The sequence below is a fragment of the Chryseolinea sp. H1M3-3 genome (assembly GCF_029360725.1).
In the GTDB taxonomy this organism is placed as follows: domain Bacteria; phylum Bacteroidota; class Bacteroidia; order Cytophagales; family Cyclobacteriaceae; genus Chryseolinea.
The window spans coordinates 577,562-588,685 of record NZ_JARKMY010000001.1 but is presented as its reverse complement, the minus strand read 5'-3'; the positions used below and the strand labels follow the sequence as shown (position 1 = coordinate 588,685).

At 42.1% G+C, this 11,124-nt stretch carries 7 protein-coding genes; all 7 read left to right on the top strand.

Annotated features, from left to right (window positions below):
- Positions 1-3: 3 nt before the first annotated feature.
- The 7 genes from araA (at position 4) to P2W71_RS02340 (ending at position 11,060) form a co-directional block, all read left to right on the top strand.
- Complete coding sequence (gene araA / locus P2W71_RS02370) at positions 4-1,494, top strand: L-arabinose isomerase (RefSeq protein ID WP_276366524.1); 1,491 nt, start codon at positions 4-6, stop codon at positions 1,492-1,494.
- 59 nt (positions 1,495-1,553) lie between these two features.
- The gene (locus P2W71_RS02365) at positions 1,554-3,170 is read left to right on the top strand and encodes a sodium:solute symporter (protein WP_276366521.1); all 1,617 of its coding nucleotides are present in this window, start codon (positions 1,554-1,556) and stop codon (positions 3,168-3,170) included.
- Positions 3,171-3,276: 106 nt separating this feature from the next.
- Entirely contained in the window at positions 3,277-3,966 is a 690-nt protein-coding gene (locus P2W71_RS02360) for an NUDIX domain-containing protein (RefSeq protein ID WP_276366519.1), read from the top strand.
- Positions 3,967-4,089: 123 nt separating this feature from the next.
- The gene (locus tag P2W71_RS02355) at positions 4,090-4,677 is read left to right on the top strand and encodes an RNA polymerase sigma-70 factor (RefSeq protein ID WP_276366517.1); all 588 of its coding nucleotides are present in this window, start codon (positions 4,090-4,092) and stop codon (positions 4,675-4,677) included.
- A 177-nt stretch (positions 4,678-4,854) separates the two neighbouring features.
- On the top strand, positions 4,855-5,871 hold the full coding sequence (locus P2W71_RS02350) for a FecR family protein (RefSeq protein ID WP_276366516.1): 1,017 nt from the start codon (positions 4,855-4,857) through the stop codon (positions 5,869-5,871).
- A 162-nt stretch (positions 5,872-6,033) separates the two neighbouring features.
- Positions 6,034-9,504 carry a TonB-dependent receptor gene (locus P2W71_RS02345; protein ID WP_276366514.1) on the top strand — a complete coding sequence of 1,157 codons (3,471 nt, stop codon included), beginning with the start codon at positions 6,034-6,036 and terminating at the stop codon, positions 9,502-9,504.
- A gap of 23 nt (positions 9,505-9,527) precedes the next feature.
- The gene (locus tag P2W71_RS02340; RefSeq protein WP_276366511.1) at positions 9,528-11,060 is read left to right on the top strand and encodes a RagB/SusD family nutrient uptake outer membrane protein; all 1,533 of its coding nucleotides are present in this window, start codon (positions 9,528-9,530) and stop codon (positions 11,058-11,060) included.
- Positions 11,061-11,124: the final 64 nt, after the last annotated feature.

Genomic DNA, 11,124 nt, shown 5'->3' with positions numbered 1-11,124 from the left:
AAAATGATCAACCTGAAAACGCTAGAAGTATGGTTTGTTACCGGTAGCCAGAACTTATACGGTGAAGAAACATTAAAACAAGTCGCTGAACATTCTCAACAAATTGTCAGGGAGCTTGATGCCTCCCCAATAATTCCCGTCAAGGTCATATTTAAGCCGGTACTCAAAACACCTGAGGAAATATACCTGTTGTGTCAGGAAGTCAATGCTGCAAAAAACTGTATTGGGATTGTTGCATGGATGCATACTTTTTCCCCTGCTAAGATGTGGATCGGTGGATTAAAGATTCTTAATAAACCACTGCTTCATTTGCACACCCAATTCAACCGGGACATTCCATGGAATAGTATCGACATGGATTTTATGAACCTGAATCAAAGCGCTCACGGTGACCGTGAATTTGGTTTTATCATGTCTAGAATGCGGCTGAACCGGAAGGTAGTGGTCGGTCATTGGCAGGATAAAAACGTTCAACAGCGGCTACAGGTCTGGATGCGTGCAGCCAGCGGGTGGCACGATTTGCAAAACGCAAAATTTTGCCGGTTTGGCGATAATATGCGGCAGGTTGCCGTTACAGAAGGCGACAAAGTTGAAGCGGAAATTAAATTTGGTTACTCCGTCAATGGATATGGTATCGGGGAACTTGTTAAGGCTATTAATGAAGTAAGCGATGCCGACATTACAAAGCTCGTTGGTGTATATGAGGATCAATATTCTGTTGTTACTCCCTTAAGAAAAGGAGCTGACCGACACCATGCTTTACGTGATGCAGCCAAAATCGAAATAGGCCTTCGTACTTTTTTACAGCAAGGAAATTTCAAGGGGTTTACAGACACCTTTGAGGATTTGCATGGATTGGTTCAACTTCCGGGAATCCCTGTTCAGCGTTTAATGGCGGAGGGTTATGGCTTTGGCGCTGAAGGCGATTGGAAAACTGCGGCACTCGTACGGGCAATGAAAGTCATGGGGAGTGGTTTAAAAGGTGGGAATTCTTTCATGGAAGATTATACTTATCATTTTGATCCGTCAAATCCAATGGTGCTTGGCGCGCACATGCTTGAGATATGTGAATCAATTGCCGATGGTAAACCTTCCTGTGAAATTCACCCACTTGGAATCGGGGGTAAAGCTGATCCTGTAAGACTTGTTTTCAATAGTGCAGCTGGCCCCGCGCTGAATGCATCAGTTATAGATTTAGGAAATCGTTTCAGACTTTTAGTAAATGAAGTGGAAGCGGTGGCGCCTCAACAAGATCTCCCTAAGCTTCCCGTTGCGCGCGTTTTATGGAAACCTTATCCTGATATGCACACAGGTTGCGCCGCCTGGATTTATGCGGGCGGAGCGCATCATACGTGTTATAGCCAAAATCTTTCCGCAGAGCATATGGAAGATTTTGCAGAAATGGCCGGTATCGAATATGTTCGCATTACTAAAGGAACAGATCTCTACGAATTCAAGAATATGTTGCGGTGGAACGAGGTGTATTATCGTTAGGCGTCTTCTAATTATTTTAATGGTGCAAAACCCTTTTAACCATAAACCTAAAACTAACTATGCAACGATTTGAAACGCTGGACTGGGTGGTAATAGCCATTTACTTCTTCCTCATCGCAGCCCTCGCCATTTGGGTAATGACCCGAAAACAACAAAATACTGAAGATTATTTTTTAGCAGGACGAAACTTGGGATGGTTTGTAGTGGGAGCATCCATCTTTGCATCCAACATTGGATCTGAACACGTTGTTGGACTAGCGGGCGCCGGCGCAGGTGGAAAAATTCCAATGCTTATCTATGAATTGCATGCCTGGCTTGTAATAACATTGGGATGGGTCTTCCTTCCTTTCTACATGCGAAGTGGTGTATTTACCACGCCTGAATTTTTGGAAAGACGTTTTAATTCAAATACACGATGGTTCCTCAGTGTCTTTTCTCTTGTAGCTTATGTCCTCACAAAGGTATCGGTTACTGTATATGCAGGAGGTATTGTCATCGCTTCAATCCTCGGCATTAGTTTTTGGACTGGCGCATTGGTCACTGTCGTGTTAACAGGTATTTATACTGTCCTTGGTGGTATGCGTGCCGTTGTTTATACTGAAGCGTTGCAAACCATCGTACTTGTTCTCGGTGCAGGAACATTAACATTTGTAGGGTTAAATTCTGTTGGCGGATGGGATGGACTCCGGTCATCTCTTGAGCCTGGATATTTGAACATGTGGCGACCCGCTTCTGATCCCGAATTTCCATGGCCAAGTCTAGTAATTACAAGTTCAATTGTAGGCATGTGGTATTGGTGCACCGACCAATATATTGTTCAGCGGGTATTATCCGCAAGAAACATAACCCAAGGAAGACGGGGTACCATCTTTGGTGGATTATTGAAATTGCTCCCGGTTTTTCTTTTCCTCGTTCCTGGTATCGTAGCGCTGGCATTGAAGAATAGAGGTGAGTTACATTGGGATTCTCCGGATGAAGCATTTGCAAGTTTGCTAATGAATAAAATGCCTGCAGGTTTGCGAGGGCTTGTCGCTGCCGGACTTTTGGCCGCATTAATGAGTTCACTGGCTTCCGTTTTTAATTCGTGTTCTACTTTGTTTACGGTAGATATATACAAAAAACTTCGCCCTGATACGCCTGAGAAAGACCTGCTTAATATTGGGCGTGTAGCAACTGTTATTGTAGTGATTCTTGGTATCCTGTGGATACCGATTATGCAAAACATCTCGGGTGTACTTTATCAATATCTACAATCGGTTCAATCATACATCGCACCACCCATAACTGCTGTTTTCATTCTTGGGATCTTTTTCAGACGTATCAATAGTAGTGGGGCATTGGCGACTTTGATCGTTGGATTAATTGTGGCCTTCTTGCGAATCGGTTTGGAACTGGCAAGTGATAGCCTGGATCCCAATGGTATTGTGTATGCGCTTGCAAAAGCAAACTTTTTGACATTTGCAGCATGGTTCTTCCTTTTCTGCGTGATTGTTTGTGTTGTAGTGAGTTATCTAACGCCTGCGCCGTCACCTGAACAGATCCAGGGGCTAACGTATAGCTCGCTGACTGAACAACAAAAACAAGCTAATAGAAATAGTTATAACGTATGGGATATTGCTTTTTCGCTCATCGTTATCGGGATTGTTGTTTACGTGATGTTCAGCTTCACAGGATGAAAATGATTAGCAAACTAACTTTGTTCCTTCATGAATGAATAGTATTGAGAAAAGCTTATCCATCCGATAAGCTTTTTTTTTACGTATAATTGTCAATTAAAGTCTCATGGATATAAGTAAATATAAAAGTCATGACCGCCTGTTGGTTGCAGTTGACTGCATCATTTTTGGTTTTGATGGAAAACAATTACAAGCGTTGTTGATCAAGCGAGGATTTGAGCCTGAGAAAGGAAAGTGGTCACTCATGGGCGGGTTTACAAACCTGAATGAAAGTACTGACCAGGCGGCGGTCCGCGTCCTGCATCAACTCACCGGCATGAACAATATTTATATGGAACAGCTTTATTGTTTCAGTGACGTAAACCGTGATCCGGCAGGACGCGTAATCTCTATTGCATACTTTGCGTTAATTGACATCGCTGATTATAATGAGCAAATGCAATTTGAACACGAAGCTCGTTGGTTTCCCCTTCATCAAATACCGGACTTGATTTTTGATCACAAAGAAATGGTCGCTAAGGCAAAAGAGCGCCTTCAGCAAAAAGTCGCTAATCATCCCATTGGTTTTGAGCTTTTACCTGAAAAATTTACGCTTCCACAATTACAAAGTCTCTATGAAGCTATTTATGAAAGCCCACTAGATAAACGAAATTTTACACGAAAGATATTATCACTTGAAATATTGAACCGGCTGGAAGAGAAAAATAAAACTTCATCCCGAAAGGGCGCCTTCTACTATGTGTTCGATAAAAAGAAATATGCCAAGCTAAGCGAGATTGGAGTAAAATTTATTTGAACCGGAATCTTTGATCGCTGGCAATTCAATCGTTTGAAAATATCTTGCCTCGCAATGTGTTTTTTTTACACTTATTGTTACCTTAGATCAACGGACCAGAATTCGTCGGATCTAATCGTTCCTATGCAGCTCAAAAAGGTTGAAACTTACTCAGATGAATTGCTCTTGAAACTTTTGAAGAACAATGAGATGGCTGCGTTTGAAGAGATCTATCACCGTTATTGGCCTAAGCTTTATTCCATGGGATATAAGCGTTTAAAAGTACGGGAGGCGACTGAAGAGTTGGTTCAGGATATTTTTTCAAGTCTTTGGATCAACAGGCATACCGTAATCATCCAAAGTCTTTCTTCATATTTGTTGTCAAGCATGAAGTACAAAGTGATTAATTTCATGCGTCATGAGATAGTAAAAAAGAATTATGTGACTCAGGAATTAGCGTTACATAACTCAATTGACAACTCGACTGAAGAAATTGTATTGTTGCAGGATCTACAATTGGCACTCGAAAAAGAAATTGATAAACTTCCTTCCGCCTGCCAAACAGTTTTTAAACTCAGTCGGCAACATCATCTATCAATGAAACAAGTTGCCGGCCAACTAGGTATTTCCGAAAAGACAGTAGAAAACCAGTTAGGTAAAGCATTCAAAATGTTGCGGGCGAATCTGAAACATTTCACGTTTTTTTGTATCTCCATCTTTTTTGTAGGCTGAGTTCATACTTTTTGTTCTGAGGCTGAAGTCCGATCATCGCGATGCGCCTCTCATAAAAAAAATCTAATTTTTTATTCTTCACGTAGGGGATGGAAGTAGCCTCAAGTGACTTCCCTTTTACAAACGCTTCAATCGATTGAGAGAAGGATCTTTATTGAATGTCGTAATCCTAACCTAATGAAAAATAATTTTCCTGATATCCTTAAAAAATATCTGGCACGAACATGCACTCCTGAAGAACGTGCAATGGTTGATTCCTGGTTTAAGCAATTCGAAAACGATGCTGAAGATCCCCGATTGGCCGACATCTATGAACGTGTTAGTCTCGATGCCAAAATGCTTGAAGAGATTAAACAAAAAATACACGAGCACAACGCTATAGCACCACTCCATTCAAAGGGAAGGTCTTTAACGCTGAATCTTTACAAGGCGGCGGTAGGTATCGCTGCCGTTTTGGTAATAGGCGTACTCGTATTTTATTTGAAACAACCGCAAGCTGCGGAAACGCAGATCACATATACAACCATTTCCAACAGCTCTGAAGGAATTACAAGGCACGAATTAGTGGACGGTACACTTATTTGGCTACGGCCAAATAGCCGCATTGAATTTCCGATTGAATTTGTAAAGGATAAACGCGAATTAACATTAGCAGGCGAGGCATTCTTTGATGTAGCAAGAGATGCTCATAGGCCTTTCATAATAACTACGGGAAATGTTACGACCAAAGTTTTGGGAACGAGTTTTAATATCAAAGCTTATGATGAATCTTCGTCAATTGAAGTATCTGTGCTAACAGGAAAAGTATCTGTGGACATTGCCGGTGCAAAAAACAATCAGGCAGTCGAAACGACTTCCGTTTTGCTTGTCCCTAACGAACGAGTCACCTATCTCAAGGAGAAAAATCAATTGGAAAAAGAAGAATCAAAAAAACTGCCCGAATTGTCCATGTGGCAAGCAACAGATGTAGTATTCGACAACGTATCTGTTAAGGAAGTTATTGATATCCTGAATAAAAAATTTAGTGTTCGTATTCAAGCCAGCAATAAGAATCTGCTGAACTGCCTGATCAGGGCGGATTTTACCAATCAGAACTTACCCGACATTCTAGAACTTTTGAGTAAGTCTGTAGAAGCAACCTATGAAATTAAAGATAACACAATCTACTTGTCAGGAGAAGGTTGTGAAAAGTAGTAACCTAAACCAACACTTTATGAAAGCATAAATACGACAACAATAGGCAAAAGAGATTAGGAGTGGTTGCAACACCCCTAATCAAATGTACCCACGAAATACTTGTTCAGCCTTACGTGGATAATTGTCCCATTTTTCCAAACGAAACAACTAATCAAAAGTATGAAACAGTTTGTACAAACGCGTACCAAACTCATCAAAATTATGAGAATCACGTTGAGCCAGGTGGTTGTTATGCTAATTCTTACGGGAATTTCCCGCGCAGAAATAGGTAACGCCCAAAGCGCCCTCGATCAGGATATCACCATGGATATCTCTCAGACTACCCTGAGTACCGCCCTGAAACAAATTGAAGACAAAGCGTCTGTCAGATTTATTTATAGCAAGAATTTTATATCGCTGGAACAACTCGTTTCAATTTCTGCAACCAATGAAAAGCTTGCCAGCGTTTTAGATAAACTTCTTACACCCCTTGACATTCAATTTGAAGCCGTGAAGGATAGAATCGTGTTGAAAAAGATGAAAGCCAAGCATACACGCAATAGTTCTTCTGTTGCTATGGTGGAAACTCCACCTAAAGAGATGTTCAATGAAAAAGAATTTGACATTGCCATTACCGGTACCGTTACGGATGAAGATAAAACTCCATTACCCGGCGTAAATATTTTGGTTAAGGGAACCACCAATGGTACAACGACTGACGCTACGGGCAGATATAGCTTATCAGTTCCGGGTACTGATGCAGTCTTGACATTTAGTTTTATCGGCTATGCCACAAAAGAAATACCTGTAGGATCACAAACGGTTATCGATGTTACATTATCCGTAGATATTCAATCTTTAAATGAAGTTGTCGTTATCGGTTATGGAACGCAAAAACGAGAAGATCTCACAGGCTCAATTGCTTCTGTGGATACCAAGGCCATCGCTGCTGTAGCCACGAACGATATTACAAAGGCCATTCAGGGGCAAGTCGCTGGGGTAAGTGTGCATAGCGGAGGTGAACCTGGTGCCGCACCTCAAATCAAGATCCGGGGCGTCAGCAGTTTTAACAACAACACACCGTTATACATTGTGGATGGAATTCCGACTCCTATCAACGACCTGCCTACTTCCGACATTGAATCGATGGAGATCCTCAAAGATGCCTCCGCCGCAGCGATCTATGGTTCAAGGGCAGCCAATGGTGTGGTTATTATAACGACAAAGCGTGGTAAGGCCGGACGCCTTAAGATTGATTATAACGGTTACATCGGATTTCAAAATATTGCCAATCGATTTGATGTGGGGAACCGGGAGCAATATCAATTGCTGGTAAATGAAGCAAGCGCCAATGCAAATGTCCCAATACTTCCTGCGAATGATCCAGCATCGCCGCTATTTGTAAATAACATCGACACAGACTGGCAGGAAGAAGCTTTTAAAACTGGAAAAATACAAGAACATACGGTAGGCCTATCGGGAGGAAGCGAATTTGCGACCTTCAATGTTTCCATTAATCGTTTTGACCATGAGGGCACGATCGAAGGAAATGGTCCGACATATGAACGGACCTCATTTCGCATCAACTCTGATTTTAATAGTGGAAAGTTTAAGTTCGGAGAATCAATAAACTATTCTAAAATCAATCAGAACTTCATGACATTCCTGCATACGGGTACCAGCATGATCTATATTTTGAATGCTATTCCTACGCTTCCCGTGTACGATCCATCTACCATCGACGGATATAGCACCGCCAGCCAAACGCTACATGGCTCATACACTGCTAATGCCATCGGTTTCAATAACCTGATTGATAGTCATACAGACCGTTATAGGTTTATGGGAAATGTTTACGGTGAATATGAGCTGATAACCGGATTGAAGTACAGGCTAAGTTTAAGTTATGAACGCACGGATTGGAAAGATATTTACTTCCAACCCGTTCACGACCTTGGGTGGTTTTATGTAAACAACATTGCCAAGATGAATGACTGGCGTGGTAATGGTTATACGGGTACAGTAGAAAATACCCTTAGCTACGCGAAAGAGATTGGCGATCATAACATTTCGGCGATGATTGGAAATTCAATTTTACAATCTGGTATCAGCAGAATAAACGGACATGCAGAAGGATTTACTGAACCATACTTTAAAGTATTGAGCCAAGGTACATCCGGAATTAGTGCAACGAGTTACGAAGAATTAAACAGGTTGTTGTCCTACTTTGGAAGGTTGATCTACAGTTATAAAGATAAATATCTCTTAACTGCAACGATACGTCGAGACGCCTCTTCACGTTTCGGACCAAATTATCGGTGGGGTACATTTCCATCAGTAGCCGTAGGGTGGAAAATACATAACGAAAACTTTATGAACTCTTTGGGATTCGTCAGTCAAATGAAACTACGCGCCAGCTACGGCGAATTGGGCAACCAGGAAATTCCTCCGTATCAATATGAAGCATTTATAAATCCTTACGCTCATGCAGTGTTTAGCAATCAGCTGGCTGTGGGTGCGACTCAAGTAGAGTTTGCAACGCCTGATATCCGATGGGAATCGAAGAAGTCAAAAAATATAGGGATAGACTTTGCCTTCCTGGATGACAGACTAACCTTCTCTGCCGATTATTATAATAATACTTCCGAGGATATGTTGATTCGTGTTCGTATTCCAGAATCTACGGGGGTGTATAATTGGAAATCTCCCTATGTTAACGGTGCGTCTGTGCGAAACAGCGGGTTCGAATTTCAATTGGGATACAGACAAACGAAAGGAGAATTCTCCTATGGAATTAACGCAAACATGTCAACGCTTAACAACGAGGTGTTGTCATTAGGTTATGGAGATAAACCAATGTATGGAGGTATCAGCCGTACGGCGGTTGGTGGTGAGGTGGGAGAACTTTACGGATGGGCCATTGACGGGATTTTTCAAAATCAGTCGGAGATCGATGCATTAAATACGCAATCACCGATTGGGCGTTATCAGGAAGCAGCCACGGCCCCTGGCGATTTTAAGTTCAGAGACACCAATGGCAGAGGCGCTGATGGAAAACTAACGGGTCAGCCCGACGGCAAAATTGATGACGACGATCGTGTTTACCTGGGAAGTGCCATCCCCAACTTGTATTTCGGATTAAACCTTAACGTTGCTTACAAAGGATTCGATTTATCGATGCTGGCATCGGGAGTTTCAGGAAATAAAATATTTAATGGACTGCGTTCTTCCCTGGAAAATGGCGCAGGGTGGGATAATTATGCAACCAACATGCTCAACCGATGGACACCTGATAATACGGATACCGATGTACCTCGGGTTGTTATGTATGATCCAAACAAAAACGGAAGATCGTCTTCACGGTGGCTCGAAGATGGGAGCTACCTGAAAATAACAACGGTACAGTTAGGCTACACAATTCCGCCAACTATTCTTTCAAAAATAAAGCTTTCTAAAGTCAGAGTGTATGTCACGGGCCAGAACCTGTACACTTTCACGAATTATACAGGTTTCGATCCTGACTTTGGAAGTGAAGGTCTTATTGATCGTGCCATTGACCAGGGAGCATATCCAAATAAACCATTTAACTCGTTCGCCGGTGGGCTTCCAAATCCTAGAACAGTGCTTTTCGGACTTCAGATCGGTTTATAATTCAACAAAAAATTCAGTCAACTATGAAATTAATAATATACAGTTTATTCACGATAGGGCTGGTGTTTTTTTCAGGATGCAGCGAAGAATGGGTGGAGCAAAGCAATCCCAATGTTCAAACATCAGGAACCTTTTGGAAAACAGAGCAAGATGCCATCAAGGGTGTTAATGCCATTTATCAGTCACTATACTACGACGGAACGTTTTTGCGGTTCGCGCCCTGCGCATTGGACCTCCGGGGAGACGATGTATGGAGTCCAAGTCCATGGGATGTTTTATCCAACACTGGTTCTTTCAAACTCTTTAATAATACGATCATGCAGGAATGGTTGTGGGTTGCATTTTACGGAGGCGTTACACGCGCTAACCTCGTGCTGGATAACATCGATAAGATCACATTTTCCAGCGAAACGTTAAAGAATCGTATTAAAGGTGAAGCGTTGTTTTTAAGAGGTTTGAATTACTTCTACTTGATTAACTTCTTCAACAACATTCCACTGATCACAAAATCGTATACAAGTGCCGAGGAATATTTCCCAGCGCAGTCTGAACCAACAGTTGTATGGGAATCTATATTCAACGATTTTGATGAGGCTTCTCAATTACTTCCTGCATCCTATGATTCTCCGGATGTTGGACGGGCAACGAAAGGTGCAGCATTGGCATTTTTAGGAAAGGCTTATTTGTTCAACAATCGTTTTGCAGATGCTGCGCAAAAATTTGAGGAAGTAATGGGTTTGGGTATTTACGGGTTGATGGAAAATTATGGTGACAACTTCACGGAACAATTTGAGAACAATAAAGAATCTATTTTTGAGATACAATTTTCTCGAGAAGTAGGCGGAACTGTGTTGGGTTGGGTGGATGCCCCGGCTGCCGATTGGAGCAAGACGACTGCCCGCGCTATTACATATGCGCCGGCACCTTTTGGCTGGAACGACGTTGCGCCTACGGCATGGGTTGTTGATGAATTTTTACAGGAAAAAACAATTGCTGCCGAAGATGACCCTCGCCTAAGAGCGACAATTTACTACAACTATCCTGGTGCCATGTTATATGGCCAATCCTTCCAGACGGTCTATGCAACTGATTTGGGAAAAACCGGTGTAAAGAAATATGGAAATGGTGATAGCGGTCGTCCCGATGAAAAAGACTGGCGATCCGGAATCAATGAAAGACTTTTTCGATATTCGGATGTTTTGCTAATGTATGCCGAATGCAAGAATGAGTTGGATCAGCGTGCAATCGCCGCTCAATACATTCAAGATGTAAGAGATCGTGTTGACTTACCGGACCGTGAAGCCGAGTTCGCCACCATGAGCAAAGATCAGTTGCGCGAACAAATTGCACACGAAAGATTATTGGAATTTGTATTTGAAGGCCACAGGTTCGACGATATCCGTCGTTGGGGATGGTTGGAAAATCCTGCTAAGCTTGCAGAACTACAAGCGCATGACGCCGAATTTAACAGTTATGTGGAGGGCCGTGAATATTTCTCTATTCCTCAAGGCGAAATCGAAACAAACCCTAACCTTAGGCAAAATCCGGGTTACTAATTTTAAACATAACTTTTTACAACTTTCCGGAAGCATACAACTTTCGGAAAGTTCTTCTCACAAA

Coding starts and splice junctions, on each gene's coding strand:
- P2W71_RS02340 (WP_276366511.1), top strand. CDS start 9,528: ATGAAATTAATAATATACAGTTTATTCACGATAGGGCTGGTGTTTTTT.
- araA (WP_276366524.1), top strand. CDS start 4: ATGATCAACCTGAAAACGCTAGAAGTATGGTTTGTTACCGGTAGCCAG.
- P2W71_RS02355 (WP_276366517.1), top strand. CDS start 4,090: ATGCAGCTCAAAAAGGTTGAAACTTACTCAGATGAATTGCTCTTGAAA.
- P2W71_RS02350 (WP_276366516.1), top strand. CDS start 4,855: ATGAAAAATAATTTTCCTGATATCCTTAAAAAATATCTGGCACGAACA.
- P2W71_RS02360 (WP_276366519.1), top strand. CDS start 3,277: ATGGATATAAGTAAATATAAAAGTCATGACCGCCTGTTGGTTGCAGTT.
- P2W71_RS02345 (WP_276366514.1), top strand. CDS start 6,034: ATGAAACAGTTTGTACAAACGCGTACCAAACTCATCAAAATTATGAGA.
- P2W71_RS02365 (WP_276366521.1), top strand. CDS start 1,554: ATGCAACGATTTGAAACGCTGGACTGGGTGGTAATAGCCATTTACTTC.